Origin of the sequence: Pseudomonas protegens CHA0, from assembly GCF_000397205.1 — a bacterium.
Lineage (GTDB): Bacteria > Pseudomonadota > Gammaproteobacteria > Pseudomonadales > Pseudomonadaceae > Aquipseudomonas > Aquipseudomonas protegens.
In genome coordinates this window covers 6,533,237-6,551,704 of record NC_021237.1, presented here as the reverse complement: position 1 = coordinate 6,551,704, position 18,468 = coordinate 6,533,237, and the positions used below count along the sequence as shown (strand labels likewise).

Here is an 18,468-nt window from a genome sequence, read left to right as displayed (position 1 = left end):
CCGGGATCAACCCGCGGCCTGCAGGCGCGAAGGTTCCGCCAGCTCCAGTTCCACGTCACAGACACTGATCAGGTTGCGCAGCTTTGCGCCGATCACCTGGGCCCGATGCCAGCTCAGGTCGTCGAGTTCCACCTCCATATACAGCGTGGCGTCCTGCTGCTGCATCGACACCCGCTGCGGCACCAGGAACTGCAGGGCGAAGTGGTTGAGGATGCGGCACAGCACATCGGCCTCGGCGTCGGCCACTATCCGGTAGTGCACGCGACAGTGAGCATTGTTGAGGTTCCAGGCATCGGCGCGGGGGGCTGGCTCGAAAGGGGGCATGGCGGTCTCCAGGTCAGTGGAGAAATTTTTACATTCGGTTTCGGGTATTTCTTATCTAAGATTGGGTTTGTTTGCTTAAATATGAATTGTTCAATTCATTTTTTAATGTTTATGGGTATTTATTATGCATAGCGACCTGGACGCCTATGACCGCCGCATCCTCGCGCTGCTGCAAGAGGACGCCTCGCTTTCCAGTGCGCAGATCGCCGAGCAGGTGGGGTTGTCCCAGTCGCCATGCTGGCGACGGATCCAGCGGATGAAGGAGGAGGGGGTGATCCGCGGCCAGGTGACCCTGCTGGACCGCAAGAAGATCGGCCTCAACACGCAGATCTTCGCCGAGATCAAGCTCAACGCTCACGGGCGCTCCAACTTCACCGAGTTCACCGAGGCGATCCGCGGCTTTCCGGAAGTGCTGGAGTGCTATGTGCTGATGGGCGCGGTGGACTTTCTGCTGCGGATCGTGACCGCGGATATCGAAGCCTATGAACGCTTCTTCTTCGAGAAGCTGTCCATGGTGCCGGGTATCCAGGAGGTGAACTCGATCGTTGCCCTGTCGGAGATCAAGTCCACCACCAGCCTGCCGGTCATGCGCTGAGGGGCGGGGTTACAGGCGCAGGAGGGTTTTCCAGGCACGGTTCTGGAACACCGCGATGGCCTGCTGCTTGCGGGCGTCGAGAGCTTCGTCGGTGATCGGCTCGTTGGCCAGCTGGGCCAGTTTGTTCAACTCGCCATAGAGACGGTCCAGTTCCGGGATCTCCAGCGCGGAGCGGGAGTGGTGCAACCAGGCCTGGATGCGTTCAATGCGCGGCAACTGCTCGGCCAGGTCTTCCGGTTGCTGCTGATAGCGCGGCAGTTGCAGGGAGGTGGCTTCCTCGGCCAGCAGGCGTGGCAACCAGCTGCCCAGCTGTGCGGCGCCCTGGCGGTTGCCCCGGGTGTTGCGGTCAGCGGTCCAGGCCCGGGCCAGCAGCCAGCGCGAGGTATTCAGCGAGAACAGGCCCCAGCGCACGTCCTGCAACTCTTCGATGAACTGCTCCGGCGCGGCCTTGCGCACGTCTTCGTCATCAAGACCGGCCTGTACCAGCGGACGCCAGTCTTCCAGCAGGGCGTCCAGGGCACTGCGCAACTCAGCGGTGGACTGGCGCGGTGCGGCCTGGCCCAGGCTGCTGGCCAGGGCTCGCAGCTCGGCAAGGTTGTCCACCCAGTCCTGCAGCAGGCGCCAGTGGCCATTGAAGCGGTACTGCTCGGCCAGGCGCTGGCTGCTGCCCAGCAGGTGCCAGGCCAGAGCGGCGAAAGCTTCGTCCAGGGGCGTCTCGGCGCTCAATTGCGGCGCGGGCAGGCTCAGGGAGTAGCTGCCGGCGTCGAACAGGCGATAGCCGCGCTCGGCCTTGCTGATGTCGCAGGGCATCAGCGGCAGGGTCAGGGCCAGCTCCGCTGCCAACTCCAGCAGGGCAGCCGGTTCGCCTTCACGCAGCTCCAGTTCCAGCTCGCAGATTTCTTCCTTTTGCTTGCCGGCGATGACTTGGCCCAAGTCCAGGGCGGCTTCGATCACCACCTTGGCCTTGCCGCGGCCCCAGGCGATTTCCGCGCGCTCGCGGACGAAATCCGTGGTGAACAACGGCTTGAGGGTCTTCTTGTCCAGTTCGGCCAGGGCTTCGGGCCAGCATTGGCCTTCGAGCTTTTTCACGTCCAGCTTGGCCTTGGCCAGTTGCCAGTCGTACTCGTTGCGTTCGGACAGGCCGGCGACGCTCTGGCCGCTGGTCTTCAGGGTCTGGATCACCGCGTCACCGTCGCGACGCAGGCGCAGGGCGACTTTGGCCCGGGCCAGGTCGCGTTCTGGGGTGTCGAAGTACTGATTCATCAGTTCACGGCGTTCCCAGCCACTTTTATTGCGTTTTTTCAGTAGCGGGTGCTCGCGCAGGGCGGCGAGGGTTTCGCGGCTGACGCGGAGTTTGATTTCGGTTTCTTTCTGCATGGCCGGAAAATCCAGGATCGGGAGCGCAGCCGGGGAAGAGTTGGCTGCCAAGGCCGTGCAGTGTACAGGACAAGGCGCCCGCAGGTGCCGCGGCGGTTCCTTCCGCTTGCGGGATGCCTCTATGATGGGCCTCACATTGGGATTCCCGGAGACAGCTCATGCCCCTGCCGTCCATGAAGGATCAGTTTGCCGCGCTGATCGCCGCGCCATCGGTGAGCTGCACTCAAGCAGCACTGGATCAATCCAACCGTGCGGTGATCGACCTGCTGGCCGGTTGGCTCGGCGACCTGGGTTTTGCCTGTGACATCCAGCAGGTCAGCCCCGGCAAGTTCAACCTGCTGGCCAGTTTCGGCAGTGGCCCTGGCGGCCTGGTACTGGCCGGGCACAGCGACACCGTGCCCTATGACAGCGCGCTGTGGCAGACCGACCCCTTGAAACTGACCGAAGTCGACGGCCGCTGGGTCGGCCTGGGCAGTTGCGACATGAAGGGTTTCTTCGCCCTGATCATCGAGGCAGTGCGGCCCCTGCTGGATCAGCCTTTCAAGCAGCCGCTGCTGGTCCTCGCCACTTGCGACGAAGAAAGCTCCATGGCCGGGGCGCGGGCCTTGGCGCAAGCCGGCCGACCCCTGGGGCGCGCGGCGGTGATCGGCGAGCCTACGGGGCTCAAGCCGATCCGCCTGCACAAGGGGGTGATGATGGAGCGCATCGAGATCCTCGGCCGCAGCGGCCATTCGTCGGACCCGAGCCTGGGTCGCAGTGCCCTGGAAGCCATGCACGATGCCATTGGCGAGCTGCGGGGCCTGCGGTTGCTGTGGCAGCGCGAGTACCGCAATGCGCAGTTCAGCGTCCCGCAACCGACCCTGAACTTCGGCTGCATCCATGGCGGCGACAACCCCAACCGCATCTGTGGCCAGTGTTCCCTGGAGTTCGACCTGCGGCCCCTGCCGGGCATGGATCCGGATGTGCTGCGCGAGGCCATCCGGCAGAAGCTCAAGCCGATTGCCGAACGCCATGAAGTGAAGATCGACTATGCGCCGCTGTTCCCCGCGGTCCCGCCTTTCGAGCAGCCCGAGGATGCCGAGTTGGTGCGAGTGGCAGAGCGGTTGACCGGACATCGTACCGAAGCAGTAGCGTTTGGCACCGAAGCACCTTATCTTCAGCGCCTTGGCTGCGAGACCCTGGTGCTCGGCCCGGGTGATATCGCCTGTGCCCACCAGCCGGGGGAGTACCTCGAAATGTCACGCTTGCAGCCTACCGTGCATCTATTACGTGAATTGATTGAACATTACTGCCTGACGCCGGCCCAATTTCAGTAAATTGCCGGTGGCCTTGTCCGTACCCATGAGGAGAGTAAGCGTGTTGCCAAGCCTGTTCCGACGATAACCATCAGCCCGCTGTGAGTTTTCCGTTTCGTCCTTTCATAGGCTGCTTTTTATTTACAGGCTCAGGTTCATGCCCGAATACGTCAATTGGCTTCGCCACGCGTCTCCCTATATCAATGCCCACCGCGACTGCACCTTCGTGGTCATGCTGCCCGGCGACGGCGTTGAACACCCCAACTTCGGCAATATCGTCCACGACTTGGTGCTGCTCCACAGCCTGGGGGTGCGCCTGGTGCTGGTGCACGGCTCGCGCCCACAGATCGAAGCCCGCCTGGCGGCCCGTGGCCTGACGCCCCATTACCATCACGGCCTTAGGATCACCGACGCGGCAACCCTGGAGTGCGTGATCGATGCCGTGGGCCAGTTGCGCATCGCTATCGAGGCGCGCCTGTCCATGGACATGGCCTCTTCACCGATGCAGGGCTCGCGGTTGCGGGTGGCCAGCGGCAACCTGGTGACTGCCCGTCCGATCGGCGTGCTGGAGGGCGTCGACTATCACCACACCGGCGAAGTGCGCCGGGTCGATCGCAAGGGCATCAATCGCCTGCTGGACGAGCGCTCGATCGTCCTGCTCTCGCCCCTGGGTTATTCCCCCACCGGGGAAACCTTCAACCTGGCCTGCGAAGACGTGGCCACGCGCGCCGCCATCGACCTTGGGGCCGACAAATTACTGCTGTTCGGTGCCGACCCGGGCCTGCTGGATGAAAACGGCAAACTGGTGCGCGAATTGCGCCCGCAACAGGTGCCGGCGCATTTGCAGCGCTTGGGGGGCAACTATCAGGCCGAGCTGCTGGATGCCGCCGCCGAGGCGTGCCGCGGCGGGGTCGGACGCAGCCATATCGTCAGCTACGCCGAGGACGGCGCCTTGCTAACCGAACTCTTCACCCGCGACGGTGGCGGCACCCTGGTGGCCCAGGAACAGTTCGAGCGGGTGCGCGAGGCGGCGATCGAGGACGTGGGCGGCTTGCTGGAGCTGATCAGCCCGCTGGAAGAGCAGGGCATCCTGGTGCGGCGTTCCCGCGAGGTGCTGGAGCGCGAGATCGAGCAGTTCAGTGTGGTGGAGCGCGAGGGCATGATCATCGCCTGCGCGGCCCTGTACCAGATTGCCGATTCCGATGCCGGTGAGCTGGCGTGCCTGGCGGTGAATCCCGAGTATCGCCATGGCAAGCGTGGCGACGAGTTGCTGGAAAGGATCGAGACCCGCGCTCGGGCCCAGGGCTTGAAGACGCTGTTCGTCCTCACCACTCGTACCGCTCACTGGTTCCGCGAGCGGGGTTTCGTGCCCAGCAGTGTCGAGCGCCTGCCATCGGCCCGGGCCTCGCTGTACAACTACCAGCGCAATTCGAAGATCTTCGAAAAAGCCCTCTGAACCCGCCTCTTTGCACAACTGGCCGCCACGGCCCGATCAATTGATCGAACCGTGGCGGCCAGTTGCACATGTCAGAAAAATTTCATTTCGATACAAAAACTGTAACAAATTGACGGGAGGATAGGCTCTTAGCCATGATTGCGTCGCTTTTTTGATCCTGAATGATGTTTTGCGCTTGCTACACGCAGGGGATCTTGGGGGCTGAGTCAGGGGAATATTTTTCAGAAATAAGCTTGCGAGCGTCTACGCTGCGATTCGCCGTTTGATAATGGCGAGCTTTATTCCTGAAAGGTATGAAAAAGAATTAAACAATTCTTTTTGGGTTTATGAGTAATTCATTACCCTGCATGGACCAAATCGCTGCGATTAGACCATGGTCGTAGACACAGGTCGTTACGATTGACTTATCAGTCACGGTCTGGCGCTAATCGCGCATCTGTGGCACCCGGGCGTTCGATCCGGGGCCAGGAACCACAAGAATTAGAAACGAGAGGAGCGAAACATGAACAAGTCCACCTTGGCCCTGGCTGTGGCCGTAGGGGTTTTGGCGCAGCAGGCAGGCGCCGCCGGTTTCATCGAAGACAGCAAGGCCACCCTGGGCTTGCGCAACTTCTATATCAATACTGATAACCGTGACGGTCCTGGCGCGAACAAGAACGAAGAATGGGGCCAAGGCTTCGATCTGCGTTTCATCTCGGGTTACACCCAAGGTACCGTTCAGTTCGGTGTTGACGCTATTGGCCTGTACGGCGTTCGTCTGGATTCCAGCCCTGCCAAGAGTGGTAACTCCAGCGGGAGTGCTTCCGGTGGCACCATCTTTCCAAGCGACGGCAACCGTGCAGTTCCTGACTTCGCCAGCCTGGGCCTGACCGGCAAGGTCAAGATTTCCCAGACCGAACTGAAGATCGGTACCCTCCAGCCGAACAACCCGGTTATCAAGACCAACGATGGTCGTCTGCTGCCACAAACCTTCCAGGGTGGCCAGATCACTTCGAACGAGATCAAGGACCTGACCCTGACCGCAGGTCAGATCGAGCACGCCAAAGGCCGTAACTCGACTAACAACGAAGGTCTGTCGATCGCCAACGCCAACGCTGGTTCCAACTACAGCAAAGGTGAGTTCACCAACAAGTTCTATTTCGCCGGTGCGGACTACAAGATCACCAAGGATCTGACCGCTTCCTACTACTACGGCGAGCTGAAAGACTTCTACACCCAGAACTTCCTGGGCCTGGTGCACAACTGGGCTATCGGCCCGGGCGTCCTGAAAAGCGACTTGCGTTACTACCGCAGCCGTGACAACGGCGCCAACGGTGACACCGCCACTTATTTCTCCCCAGGCTACTACGGCGGCAACATCACCAAGGGCAAGGTCGACAACAACCTGTACAGCTACCTGGCTCTGTACTCGGTTGAAGGTCATACCTTCGGTGGCGGTTATCAATACACCAACGGCGACAGCGATTTCCCTTGGCTGAACCAGGGTGATGGTTCGTCCAACAGCACCATCACCGACATGCAGATCCAGAAGTTCGCCCGTGCTGGCGAGCGTACCTGGCAGGCTCGCTACGGCTATGACTTCGCCAAGGTTGGCGTACCAGGCCTGACCGCTAACGTGATCTACCTGCGCGGCAACAACATCGAGACCACCGTCGGCGACAAGACTGAGTGGGAACGTGACCTGACTGTTGCTTACGTTATTCCGGAAGGCCCGCTGAAAAACCTCGGCTTTGCCTGGAAAAACGCTATGTGGCGTACCGACCTGGCTTCGACTCGTTCCCAGGACGAAAACCGCCTGATCGTCAGCTATTCGATCCCGCTGCTGTAATAGCGTGATAAAGCCTCGCCCGGCGCAATGCCGGGCGAGGTGTTGTTTCAAGTCAGGCCCACCCCCGTGAGCCCTTCCTGAATCCCCCTCTTTTTACAGCTACTCAAGGCCTTCTCGAACCTTGTTGAGAAGGGTGGTCTTCGCTTGTCCGCGAGTCCAGTGAAGAGATTTTTAATATTCAATTCAGTTATTAATAAATCGATATATATTCTTTTTAAATAGTCTCCCGTGCAGGCAGAGTAGCTTCATCACGCACTCACAGGAGCAGCACCCATGAGCCTCAGACTGGGCGACATCGCCCCCGACTTCGAACAGGATTCCAGTGCCGGCAAGATTCGTTTCCACGAGTGGCTGGGCGATAGCTGGGGCGTGCTGTTTTCCCATCCGGCGGACTTCACGCCGGTATGCACCACCGAGTTGGGCTTTACCGCCAAGCTCAAGGACGAATTCGCTCAACGCGGGGTGAAGGCCATTGCCCTCTCGGTGGACCCGGTGGACTCCCATCACAAGTGGATCGAAGACATCAACGAGACCCAGAACACCCGGGTCAACTTCCCGATCCTGGCGGATGCCGATCGCAAGGTCTCGGACCTCTATGACCTGATCCACCCCAATGCCAACGACACCCTGACCGTACGCTCGCTGTTTGTCATCGACCCGAACAAGAAGATTCGCCTGACCATCACCTACCCGGCCAGCACCGGGCGCAACTTCCACGAAATCCTGCGGGTAATCGATTCGCTGCAACTCACCGACAACTACAAGGTGGCCACCCCGGCCAACTGGCAGGACGGTGACGAAGTGGTGATCGTGCCTTCGCTCAAGGACGAGGAAGAGATCAAGCGTCGCTTTCCCAAGGGCTATCGTGCAGTGAAGCCCTATCTGCGCCTGACGCCGCAACCCAACCGCTGATACACCAACCGCCGTAGGAGCTCGCTTGCCGACAAAGGCGGTCGTGAGGCTGGCGCAAGTTTCGCGGACCCTTTCGCGGGCAAGCCCGCTCCTACGAAGCACGCAGGAGCAACAGATCCATAAAGCAGGGGTTTTAAGGCCGTTCCGACGGCCTATTTTTTTGCCTGCGGAAAATACTTCCTTATATATTTTTAATGAATAAACAAATGAATAAATAAGATTTATGGATATAAAAATAGGCTGTTAAGGTCTCTCCAATTCGGCGAGATCGCATCCCGCGAATCGCTTTCTTCGTTCAAGGAATTCTCTGCATGCTGGTGGTCTCTCTCGGTGGCAGTCCCAGCCAACGCTCCCGTTCCGGGGTGCTGCTGGAGTTGGCCAAGCGCTGGTTACAGCAGCAAGGCGTGGAAGTGGTCAGCTACCAGGTACGGGACTTCCCGGCCGAGGATCTGCTCCACGCGCGCTTCGACAGCCCCAAGGTCATCGACCTGCTGCAACAGATCGAACAGGCCGATGGCCTGCTGATTGCGACGCCGGTGTACAAAGCGTCGTTTTCCGGGGCCCTGAAAACCCTGCTCGACCTGCTGCCCGAGCGGGCCCTGAGCCACAAGGTGGTGCTGCCCATGGCTACCGGCGGCAGCATTGCCCACATGCTGGCGGTGGATTACGCATTGAAGCCGGTGCTTTCGGCCCTCAAGGCCCAGGAGATGCTCCAGGGCATCTTTGCCGAGGACAGCCAGATCGCCTACGGCGAGGGCAGCGCCCAGCCGCAATTGGCCGAAGCCCTGGAGCAACGCTTGAAAGAAGCGCTCGAGCAGTTCCACAGCGCCATGGCCCGTCGCCCCAAACCGCTGGATCCGCATCTGCTCAATGAACGCCTGTTGAGTGCTCGCTGGAGTATTTGAGCCTCACCCCCGATTGAAATACTCGCCTTACTCGCCCGCCAACGGGCAAGCAGGTGCAGCCACAACCCCACAGCAAAAAGGAGAGCGCCATGCGCCCTGTCATTTTGCGTCGCGGTCTGGTCGCTCTGTTTGCTGCGGCTGTGTCCTTCGGCGCCATTGTTCAAGCTCAGGCCGAGACCTTGCGGATCGGTTATCAGAAGTACGGCACCCTGGTGCTGCTCAAGGCCAAGGGTTCCCTGGAGAAGCGCCTGGCGCAGCAGGGCGTCGAGGTGCAGTGGACTGAATTTCCCGGAGGCCCACAGTTGCTGGAAGGCCTCAATGTCGGGTCCATCGACTTCGGCGTGACCGGCGAGACCCCGCCAGTCTTTGCCCAGGCCGCCGGTGCCGACCTGCTGTATGTGGCCTACGAGCCGCCGGCCCCCCATAGCGAAGCGATCCTGGTGCCCAAGGGTTCGCCGATCCAGTCGGTGCAGGACCTCAAGGGCAAGAAGGTGGTGCTGAACAAGGGCTCCAACGTCCATTACCTGCTGGTCCGCGCTCTGGAAGACGCCGGCCTGAAATACAGTGATATCCAGACCGTGTTCCTGCCGCCGGCTGATGCCCGCGCCGCATTCGAGCGGGGCAGCGTCGATGCCTGGGCCATCTGGGACCCTTACCAGGCAGCCGCCGAGCAGCAGCTACAGGCTCGTACCCTGCGTGACGGCTCGGGCATCGTCGACAACCACCAGTTCTACCTGGCCACCAAACCCTACGCGCAACAGCATCCCGAGGTGATTACCGCCCTGGTGGAAGAAGTACGGGCGGTGGGCGAGTGGTCCAAGGGCAATCCGCAGGAGGTCACCCAACAGGTGGCACCGCTTTTGGGCCTGCCGGCCGACATCACCCTCACTTCGGTTAAGCGCCAGGGCTATGGCGCGGGCTTCCTGACCCCGGAAGTGATCGCCGCGCAGCAGAAAATCGCCGACAGCTTCTACCAGCTCAAGCTGATTCCCAAGCCGCTGAGCATCAAAGACGTGATCTGGACGCCCACCGCCGCCGTGGCCAAAGCACCGTAATTCGACCCCTTAGGAGACAACTCCATGAGCCTCAATATCTTCTGGTTCCTGCCTACCCACGGCGACGGCCATTACCTTGGCACCGCCGAAGGCGCTCGCGCCGTCGATCATGCTTACCTGCAGCAGATCGCCCAGGCTGCCGATCGCCTGGGGTTCGGCGGCGTGCTGATCCCCACCGGACGCTCCTGCGAGGACTCCTGGCTGGTGGCGGCGTCGCTGATCCCGGTGACCCAGCGTCTGAAGTTCCTCGTGGCCCTGCGCCCGGGGATCATCTCCCCGACGGTAGCGGCGCGCCAGGCAGCGACCCTGGACCGGTTGTCCGGCGGCCGGGCGCTGTTCAACCTGGTGACCGGGGGGGATCCGGACGAACTGGCCGGCGACGGCCTGTTCCTCGACCATGAGGAGCGCTACCAGGCTTCGGTGGAGTTCACCCGTATTTGGCGCCGGGTGCTGGAAGGTGAAACCGTGGACTACGACGGCCAGCACATCAGCGTGAAGGGCGCCAAGCTGCTCTATCCGCCGCTGCAGCAACCCCGTCCGCCGCTGTACTTTGGTGGCTCCTCGGAAGCTGCCCAGGACTTGGCTGCCGAGCAGGTGGAGATGGTCCTGACCTGGGGCGAGCCGCCGGCCGCGGTGGCCGAGAAGATCCAGCAGGTGCGGGACAAGGCCGCCAAACTCGGGCGTACCGTACGCTTCGGCATCCGCCTGCACGTGATTGTGCGGGAAACCAACGCCGAGGCCTGGCAGGCTGCCGAGCGGCTGATTTCCCATCTGGACGACGACACCATCGCCCGGGCCCAGGCGTCCCTGGCGCGCTTCGATTCCGTAGGCCAGCAGCGCATGGCCGCCTTGCATGGCGGCCGTCGCGACCAGTTGGAAGTCAGCCCCAACCTCTGGGCAGGGGTCGGCCTGGTGCGCGGCGGTGCCGGTACGGCCTTGGTGGGCGACGGCCCGACCGTGGCGGCCCGCATGCAGGAGTATGCGGACCTGGGCATCGACACCTTCATCTTCTCCGGCTATCCGCACCTGGAAGAGGCCTACCGGGTGGCCGAACTGCTGTTCCCGCACCTGGACATCGAACGTCCCAAGCTGCCTGAGGCGGCGGGTTACGTCAGCCCGTTCGGGGAAATGGTCGCCAACGACATCATTCCCAAAGCCGTGTCCCAGAGCTGAGGTGCGACCATGAACGGACAACGCATAGTGCAGCGTCTGGCGCCCTGGGGCCTGCCGCTGCTGTTGTTGGCGGTGTGGCAACTGTCGGTGTCTGCGGGCTGGCTGTCGACCCGCATCCTGCCGGCCCCCAGCGCGGTGATCGAGGCCGGGGTCAGCCTGGTGCGCAGTGGCGATATCTGGACCCACCTGGCCATCAGCGGCTGGCGCGCCGGCCTGGGTTTTGTCATTGGTGGCGGCATCGGCCTGGCGCTGGGCTTTATCACTGGCCTGTCGAAATGGGGTGAGCGGCTGCTGGACAGCTCGGTACAGATGATCCGCAATGTGCCGCACCTGGCACTGATTCCCCTGGTGATCCTGTGGTTCGGCATCGATGAGTCGGCGAAGATTTTCCTGGTGGCCCTGGGCACGCTGTTCCCGATCTACCTCAACACCTACCACGGCATCCGCAACGTCGACCCGGCACTGGTGGAGATGGCGCGCAGCTACGGCCTGTCCGGCTTCGCCCTGTTCCGCCAGGTGATCCTGCCCGGCGCCCTGCCTTCGATCCTGGTGGGGGTGCGCTTTGCCCTGGGCTTCATGTGGCTGACCCTGATCGTCGCCGAAACCATTTCCGCCAGCTCCGGCATCGGCTACCTGGCAATGAACGCCCGGGAGTTCCTGCAGACCGACGTGGTGGTGCTGGCGATCGTTCTGTACGCGGTGCTCGGCAAGCTGGCGGACCTGGCCGCGCGTGGCCTGGAGCGGGTCTGGCTGCGCTGGCATCCGGCCTACCAGGTCGCCAAAGGCGGTGCCCAATGACGGCTCAACAACCTCCGCGGCTGCTGCAGGGCATTCCCCTGGCGGTGCGCAAACTGCAAAAGACCTTCGGCTCGCGGCAGGTGCTGCGGGAAATCGACCTGCACATTCCCGCCGGCCAGTTCGTGGCGGTGGTGGGGCGCAGCGGCTGCGGCAAAAGTACCTTGCTGCGCCTGCTGGCCGGTCTCGACCAGCCAAGTGCTGGCGAACTGTTGGCCGGTTCCGCGCCCTTGAGCGCTGCCATTGAAGACACCCGGTTGATGTTCCAGGAGGCGCGCCTGCTGCCCTGGAAAAAGGTCATCGATAACGTCGGGCTCGGGCTCAAGGGCAACTGGCGCCCCCAAGCCCTGCAGGCTCTGGAAGCCGTGGGCCTGGCGGACCGCGCCCAGGAATGGCCGGCGGCCCTGTCCGGTGGGCAGAAGCAGCGCGTGGCCCTGGCCCGTGCCCTGATCCACCAGCCGCGGCTGTTGCTGCTGGACGAGCCGCTGGGGGCGCTGGATGCCCTGACGCGGATCGAGATGCAGCAGTTGATCGAACGCCTGTGGCAGCAGCATGGCTTCACCGTGTTGCTGGTCACCCACGATGTCAGCGAAGCGGTGGCGATCGCCGATCGGGTGATCCTGATCGAAGACGGCGAGGTCGGTCTCGACCTGCACGTCGAGCTGCCACGCCCGCGGGTACGGGGTTCCCATCGCCTGGCGGCGCTGGAAACCGAAGTCCTCAACCGCGTGCTGTCATTGCCCGGCTCGCCGCCGGAACCGGAACCCGTTTCACCCTTGCCCACGCAACTGCGCTGGGCACTTTAAAACAGCCGCTCATTTCGACCCCAGGAGAAACACCATGACCATCAAGGCCATCAACGTACGCAACCAGTTCAAGGGCACCATCAAGGAAATCGTCGAAGGCGACGTGCTGTCGGAAATCGACGTGCAGACCGCTTCCGGCATTGTCACTTCGGTGATCACCACCCGCTCGGTGAAAGAGCTGGAGCTGTCGATTGGCAGCGAAGTGATCGCCTTTGTGAAGTCCACCGAGGTATCGATCGCCAAGTTGTGAACGGCGCCCGATCACGGCCCCGAACGGTGCGAGCCCTTCGGGGCTTTTTCATGGGCGCTGTAAATACCGGTCAGATTTGATACTTTCCCTGCTTTCGGCAAGACCTGAACAGTAAACATGACAACAGAGCAGGGTCCAAATGTGGGGTATCTGGAGTTCGATCGCGACCATTGGGCCGCTCTGCGGGCCGGTGAGCCGATGAGTCTTGCGCCATCCGAGATGGAGACGCTGACCAGTCCGACCCAGCCCATGGCGTCCGAAGAAGTGCGGCAGATCCTCCTGCCGCTGTCGCGCCTGCTGCATTTGCATGCGGCGCAGGTGCAATCGCTGAAGGTGCCGCAGACAGGTTTCAAGGCCCCCTACGTGATCGGTGTTTCCGGCAGCGTGGCGGTGGGCAAGAGCAGTTTTGCCCGGGTCCTGGCGGCGCTGCTGGCCTATTGGCCGGGCAAGCCCAATGTGCACCTGGTGACCACGGATTCGTTCCTGTTCCCGCTGGCCACCCTGCAGGAAAAAAACATCCTGCACCGCAAGGGCTTTCCAGAGTCCTATGACGAGCCGCTGTTCTTGGATTTTCTCCAGGCGGTGTGCCGCCGTGGCGAAGCGGCGCGGATTCCCATCTATTCCCATGTGCGCTACGACATCCTGGCCGATGAGGCGCAGTCGGTGGAGGCGCCGGACATCATCATCCTGGAAGGCTTGAATGTGTTGCAGGGGGAGCAGGGCGAGGGCCTGAACGCCCTGGATTTCATCGACTTCTCGATCTATGTCGACGCTCCCGAAGCGACCATCAAGACCTGGTACCTGGAGCGGTTCGTCTACCTGAAGAACACTGCCTTCCAGTCGGGGGATTCCTACTTCAACAAGTACAAGGGCCTGTCCGATTCCGAGGCGCTGTCAGTGGCCTCCGATACCTGGGACCGGGTCAACCTGAAGAACCTGGTTGAAAACATCCTGCCGACTCGGGAGCGAGCCAACCTGATCATCCACAAGTCGGCGGACCACAGCATCGACCGGTTGCTGCTGCGTCAGGCCTGAACCGGCGTTCAGGGTGGGGTGGGGCGCTTGGCCAGGTAGGGCGGCAGGTACAGGCCCAGGTAGGCATCGAAGACGCGCATGCCTTCCTCGGCCATGCGCGTGGTGATCTGCCCGTGCTGCTGCACGGAGCGGGCATACACCCGATCTCCCAGCTCCATGGCCAGGGCGAACACGTCCACATCGACGGGCAGCGTCGGCAACTCGAAATGATGATCGAACAGCTTGTGCATCAGGTCCCCCAGCTCGATGTCGTGCTGGCGGTCGGCCTGGGTGACTTCGGTCAGGCCGTGCTGGGCGAGGATCAGTTGGCGGGCCGCCGCGTCCTCGCCGTAGATGTCGAGCATGCGTTGCTCCACCAGGCGTGACAGATCGCGCCAGCTGCTGAGCCGCTCATGGTCGATAGGTTCCAGCAGGCAGGCGCGGAACGCCGCGTGGACATCGGCGGTAAGGGCTTCCAGCAGGGCCGGGACGCTGGCGAAGAAGTGATAGACCGAGGATGGCGGGATCTGCGCCTTGTCGGCCACGCTGTAGATCGACAGGCTGGCCACGCCCTCGGCTGCCAGCAGGGTCCGTGCGGCGTCGAGTATGGAGTCGATCCGGGCCTGGCTGCGTGCACGGGGTTTGCGAAGCGGGGCGGTGCGCGTCATCAGTCTCTCCTACAGGGCAGCGGGCATTGTACGCGAGTGGGCCGTTGTCCCTGTAGCCGCAGCCTGGGCGCATCCGAATCACGGGCATAAAAAAAACGCCGCCGGGATGAACCCGGCGGCGTTCTTCAATGCAGCTGGCGCTTACACGGTGTGCAGGTACCAGTTGTACTCGAGGTCGGAGATGGAGTGTTCGAACTCCTCCAGCTCACTTTCCTTACAAGCGACGAAGATATCGATGTATTTCGGATCGATGTACTTGGCCATGACTTCGCTGTCGTCCAACTCGCGCAGGGCATCACGCAGGTTGTTCGGCAGGCTCTGCTCGTTCTGCTCGTAGGAGTTGCCTTCGGTAGGCGCCCCCGGCTCGATCTTGTTGGTCAGGCCGTGGTGCACGCCCGCCAGGACCGAAGCCATCAGCAGGTAGGGGTTGGCGTCGGCGCCGGCGACCCGGTGTTCGATGCGCACTGCATCGGCCGAGCCGGTGGGGACGCGAATGGCCACGGTACGGTTGTCCAGGCCCCAGCTCGGCGAGTTCGGCACATAGAACTGCGCGCCGAAACGGCGATAGGAGTTGACGTTCGGGCAGAGGAAGGCCATCTGCGCCGGTAGGGTCTCGAGCACACCGCCGATCGCGTGACGCAGTGCGGCGTTCTGCTCGGGATCCTCGCTGGCGAAGATGTTCTTGCCATCTTTGTCCAGAACCGAAATGTGAACGTGCAGACCGTTGCCCGCCTGGCCCGGGTAAGGCTTGGCCATGAAGGTGGTGTCCATCTCATGGTCGTAGGCGATGTTCTTGATCAGGCGCTTGAGCAGGACCGCGTAGTCGCAGGCCTTGATCGGGTCGGCCACGTGGTGCAGGTTGACTTCGAATTGTGCCGGGGCACTTTCCTTGACGATGGCGTCGGCCGGGATGCCTTGTTCCTTGGCACCTTCCAGGATGTCCTGCAGGCAGTCGACGTATTCGTCGAGGTCGTCGATCAGGTAGACCTGGGTGGAGTGCGGGCGCTTGCCGGAAATCGGCGAGCGTGGTGGCTGTGGCCGGCCGTTCACGTTCTCCTGGTCGATCAGGTAGAACTCCAGCTCGAAAGCAGCGCAGATGGTCAGGCCCAGTTCGTCGAACTTGGTCACCACCTGGCGCAGGACTTCCCGTGGATCGGCAAAGAAGGGGTCGCCTTCGAGTTCGTGCATGGTCATCAGCAATTGCGCGGTAGGGCGCTTCTGCCAGGGTTCGTTGCACAGGGTATCGGGGATTGGATAGCAGATCCGGTCGGCGTCGCCGATATCCAGACCCAGGCCGGTGCTTTCCACCGTAGAGCCATTGATATCCAGGGCAAACAGGGAGGCCGGCAGGTTGATGCCTTTCTCGTAAACCTTGTGGAGGCTGGTGCGTTCGATGCGCTTGCCGCGCACCACACCATTCATATCCGCAATCAGAAGGTCAACGTACAGAACCTCAGGATGTTCCTTAAGGAACGCGTTCGCTTCGTTGAGCTGAACGGCACGCGGGGGTACCGACATGATGCAACACCTTTGTTGTTAAAAATATCAATCATTGATCTTTTCTGGTTTCAGTCAACCCGAACGGCATGCCGAAGTCAAGTAAGGCCTTTTATGCCCTAATAAAGGGCTGGCAAGGCTCTTTTGGGGCAAAACAGGGCGTTTTTTGGGGCTCGGCCGCCTTGGGTACCGCAGGCTTGAGCGGGCCGTGTTGTATTTTTTACGGGGGTGTTGTGTAAAAAAATGAACAAGGCTAAGCTCGAATCAAACCCATAACAGCAATAATACCGGGGTGTTTCATGTCTCGCCTGCCGTTAATCGGCATCACCGCCTGCTCCAGGCAGATCGGTTTGCATGCTTATCACATCAGTGGCGACGAGTATGTCCACGCAGTAGCCAGCGCAGCCCAGGGCGTGCCGGTGATTATCCCGTCCATGGCGCAACTGCTTTCCCCGTCCGATATTCTGGACGGTCTGGACGGCATTCTCTTTACCGGCTCTCCCTCCAATATCGAACCTTTCCATTACCAGGGTCCTGCCAGCGCGCCGGGCACTGCTCATGATTCTGCACGGGATGCTGCCACCCTGCCGCTGCTGAACGCCGCTGTCGCGAGTGGCGTTCCGGTGCTGGGCATCTGCCGCGGCTTCCAGGAAATGAACGTGGCCCTGGGCGGCAGCCTGCATCAGAACGTGCAGCAGGTGCAGCCTTTCATGGACCACCGGCACGCCGAACAGCCCGGCCAACCCCTGGACGCCTGGTACGCGCCCGCCCATGACCTGCATATCAAGGCAGGTGGTGTTCTGGCGGAGCTGGGCCTGCCGGAGCGGATTCAAGTCAACTCGATCCATGCCCAGGGCGTCGAGCGTCTGGCCCCGGGGCTGCGGGTCGAGGCGCTGGCTCCCGACGGGTTGGTAGAGGCGGTCTCGGTAGAAGCCAGCAAGGCTTTTGCACTAGGGGTGCAATGGCACCCCGAATGGCAGGTAAGCTGCAACCCTCACTACCTGGCCATCTTCCAGGCTTTTGGTGATGCCTGCCGCAAGCGGGCAAGACAACGCGACGCCGAAGCGTCACACAAGGCCTGACTTAATAGAGAGTCAGGAAACTCAGCCTAGAGGCATTTATGAGTAACAACCTCGACCAGCTCACCGATTGGTTGAAAGACCACAAGATCACAGAAGTCGAATGCATGATCGGCGATTTGACCGGGATCACCCGGGGCAAGATCTCGCCGACCAACAAGTTCATTGCCGAAAAAGGCATGCGCCTGCCCGAGAGCGTGCTGCTGCAGACCGTGACCGGCGACTATGTCGAAGACGACATCTATTACGAACTGCTGGACCCGGCCGACATCGACATGGTCTGCCGCCCGGACCAGAACGCGGTGTACCTTGTGCCCTGGGCCATCGAGCCTACTGCCCAGGTGATCCATGACACCTACGACAAGCAGGGCAACCCCATCGAGCTGTCGCCGCGCAACGTCCTGAAGAAGGTCCTGAAACTCTACGCCGACCACGGCTGGCAGCCCATCGTGGCGCCGGAGATGGAGTTCTACCTGACCAAGCGCAGCGACGACCCGGACTACCCGCTGCAGCCGCCGATCGGCCGCTCCGGCCGCCCGGAAACCGGGCGCCAGTCGTTCTCCATTGAGGCTGCGAACGAATTCGACCCGCTGTTCGAAGACGTCTACGACTGGTGCGAACTGCAGGAGCTGGACCTGGATACGCTGATCCACGAGGACGGCACGGCGCAGATGGAGATCAACTTCCGTCACGGCGATGCCCTGTCCCTGGCCGACCAGATCCTGGTGTTCAAGCGCACCATGCGCGAAGCCGCGCTCAAGCACGACGTGGCCGCCACCTTCATGGCCAAGCCCATGACCGGCGAGCCCGGCAGCGCCATGCACCTGCACCAGAGCATCATCGACATCAACACCGGCAAGAACGTCTTCTCCAATGAAGACGGGACCATGAGCCAGCTGTTCCTCAACCACATCGGTGGTTTGCAGAAGTTCATTCCCGAGCTGCTGCCGCTGTTCGCCCCCAACGTCAACTCGTTCCGTCGTTTCCTGCCCGATACCTCGGCGCCGGTGAACGTCGAGTGGGGCGAAGAGAACCGCACCGTGGGCCTGCGGGTGCCGGATGCCGGGCCACAGAACCGTCGCGTGGAAAACCGCCTGCCGGGCGCCGACGCCAACCCGTACCTGGCCATCGCCGCCAGCCTGCTGTGTGGCTACATCGGCATGGTCGAAGGCCACAACCCGAGCGCGCCCGTGGTGGGCCGTGGCTACGAGCGCCGCAACCTGCGCCTGCCACTGACCATCGAAGACGCGCTGGAGCGTATGGAAAACAGCAAGACCATCGAGAAGTACCTGGGCCAGAAGTTCATCACCGGCTATGTCGCGGTGAAGCGGGCCGAGCACGAAAACTTCAAGCGCGTGATCAGTTCGTGGGAGCGGGAGTTCCTGTTGTTCGCCGTCTGATCCGCCGGGCGCCACTGCCCGCCAGTGGCGCCTTCACTG

At 61.9% G+C, this 18,468-nt stretch carries 18 protein-coding genes; 14 read left to right on the top strand and 4 right to left on the bottom strand.

Annotation, left to right across the window (positions count from 1 at the left end):
- Nucleotides 1-6: 6 nt before the first annotated feature.
- The gene (locus PFLCHA0_RS29420) at nt 7-324 is read right to left on the bottom strand and encodes a hypothetical protein (RefSeq protein ID WP_011064118.1); all 318 of its coding nucleotides are present in this window, start codon (nt 322-324) and stop codon (nt 7-9) included.
- 124 nt (nt 325-448) lie between these two features.
- On the opposite strand from PFLCHA0_RS29420, the gene PFLCHA0_RS29415 reads away from it, so the two are divergent.
- Complete coding sequence (locus tag PFLCHA0_RS29415; RefSeq protein ID WP_011064117.1) at nt 449-919, top strand: Lrp/AsnC family transcriptional regulator; 471 nt, start codon at nt 449-451, stop codon at nt 917-919.
- Nucleotides 920-928: 9 nt separating this feature from the next.
- On the opposite strand, the gene PFLCHA0_RS29410 is transcribed toward PFLCHA0_RS29415, so the two are convergent.
- The gene (locus PFLCHA0_RS29410) at nt 929-2,296 is read right to left on the bottom strand and encodes a CYTH domain-containing protein (protein ID WP_041752675.1); all 1,368 of its coding nucleotides are present in this window, start codon (nt 2,294-2,296) and stop codon (nt 929-931) included.
- Between the two features lie 158 nt (nt 2,297-2,454).
- On the opposite strand from PFLCHA0_RS29410, the gene argE reads away from it, so the two are divergent.
- From argE to coaA, 11 genes are all read left to right on the top strand, one after another.
- Nucleotides 2,455-3,612, top strand: coding sequence for an acetylornithine deacetylase (argE, locus tag PFLCHA0_RS29405; RefSeq protein WP_015637417.1), 1,158 nt, complete (start codon nt 2,455-2,457; stop codon nt 3,610-3,612).
- A gap of 136 nt (nt 3,613-3,748) precedes the next feature.
- The gene (gene argA, locus PFLCHA0_RS29400) at nt 3,749-5,047 is read left to right on the top strand and encodes an amino-acid N-acetyltransferase (protein WP_011064114.1); all 1,299 of its coding nucleotides are present in this window, start codon (nt 3,749-3,751) and stop codon (nt 5,045-5,047) included.
- 502 nt (nt 5,048-5,549) lie between these two features.
- Entirely contained in the window at nt 5,550-6,875 is a 1,326-nt protein-coding gene (locus tag PFLCHA0_RS29395) for an OprD family porin (RefSeq protein WP_015637416.1), read from the top strand.
- A 273-nt stretch (nt 6,876-7,148) separates the two neighbouring features.
- Nucleotides 7,149-7,787 (top strand): peroxiredoxin, encoded by a 639-nt coding sequence (locus PFLCHA0_RS29390; RefSeq protein ID WP_011064112.1) that lies wholly within the window; start codon nt 7,149-7,151, stop codon nt 7,785-7,787.
- A gap of 311 nt (nt 7,788-8,098) precedes the next feature.
- Nucleotides 8,099-8,692 (top strand): NADPH-dependent FMN reductase, encoded by a 594-nt coding sequence (gene ssuE, locus PFLCHA0_RS29385; RefSeq protein WP_011064111.1) that lies wholly within the window; start codon nt 8,099-8,101, stop codon nt 8,690-8,692.
- 89 nt (nt 8,693-8,781) lie between these two features.
- Nucleotides 8,782-9,747, top strand: coding sequence for a sulfonate ABC transporter substrate-binding protein (locus PFLCHA0_RS29380; protein WP_011064110.1), 966 nt, complete (start codon nt 8,782-8,784; stop codon nt 9,745-9,747).
- Between the two features lie 24 nt (nt 9,748-9,771).
- Nucleotides 9,772-10,920 carry an FMNH2-dependent alkanesulfonate monooxygenase gene (gene ssuD, locus PFLCHA0_RS29375; protein WP_015637415.1) on the top strand — a complete coding sequence of 383 codons (1,149 nt, stop codon included), beginning with the start codon at nt 9,772-9,774 and terminating at the stop codon, nt 10,918-10,920.
- 9 nt (nt 10,921-10,929) lie between these two features.
- Nucleotides 10,930-11,718, top strand: a complete 789-nt coding sequence (ssuC, locus tag PFLCHA0_RS29370; protein WP_011064108.1) for an aliphatic sulfonate ABC transporter permease SsuC — start codon at nt 10,930-10,932, stop codon at nt 11,716-11,718.
- Entirely contained in the window at nt 11,715-12,521 is an 807-nt protein-coding gene (ssuB, locus tag PFLCHA0_RS29365) for an aliphatic sulfonates ABC transporter ATP-binding protein (RefSeq protein ID WP_011064107.1), read from the top strand. The genes ssuC and ssuB overlap by 4 nt, the downstream gene beginning before the upstream one ends.
- A gap of 34 nt (nt 12,522-12,555) precedes the next feature.
- On the top strand, nt 12,556-12,771 hold the full coding sequence (locus PFLCHA0_RS29360) for a TOBE domain-containing protein (RefSeq protein WP_011064106.1): 216 nt from the start codon (nt 12,556-12,558) through the stop codon (nt 12,769-12,771).
- 117 nt (nt 12,772-12,888) lie between these two features.
- The gene (coaA, locus tag PFLCHA0_RS29355) at nt 12,889-13,806 is read left to right on the top strand and encodes a type I pantothenate kinase (RefSeq protein WP_011064105.1); all 918 of its coding nucleotides are present in this window, start codon (nt 12,889-12,891) and stop codon (nt 13,804-13,806) included.
- An 8-nt stretch (nt 13,807-13,814) separates the two neighbouring features.
- Here the strand turns inward: coaA and PFLCHA0_RS29350 are convergent, their stop codons facing one another.
- A complete protein-coding gene (locus PFLCHA0_RS29350; protein ID WP_015637414.1) occupies nt 13,815-14,453 on the bottom strand; it encodes a TetR/AcrR family transcriptional regulator in 639 nt (212 codons plus the stop codon).
- A 141-nt stretch (nt 14,454-14,594) separates the two neighbouring features.
- Nucleotides 14,595-15,971, bottom strand: a complete 1,377-nt coding sequence (locus PFLCHA0_RS29345; protein WP_011064103.1) for a glutamine synthetase family protein — start codon at nt 15,969-15,971, stop codon at nt 14,595-14,597.
- A 278-nt stretch (nt 15,972-16,249) separates the two neighbouring features.
- Between PFLCHA0_RS29345 and PFLCHA0_RS29340 the strand changes: the two genes are divergently transcribed.
- Both PFLCHA0_RS29340 and PFLCHA0_RS29335 read left to right on the top strand, forming a co-directional pair.
- Nucleotides 16,250-17,032, top strand: coding sequence for a gamma-glutamyl-gamma-aminobutyrate hydrolase family protein (locus PFLCHA0_RS29340; RefSeq protein WP_015637413.1), 783 nt, complete (start codon nt 16,250-16,252; stop codon nt 17,030-17,032).
- 38 nt (nt 17,033-17,070) lie between these two features.
- A complete protein-coding gene (locus tag PFLCHA0_RS29335) occupies nt 17,071-18,429 on the top strand; it encodes a glutamine synthetase family protein (RefSeq protein WP_011064101.1) in 1,359 nt (452 codons plus the stop codon).
- The last annotated feature ends 39 nt before the right edge of the window (nt 18,430-18,468 follow it).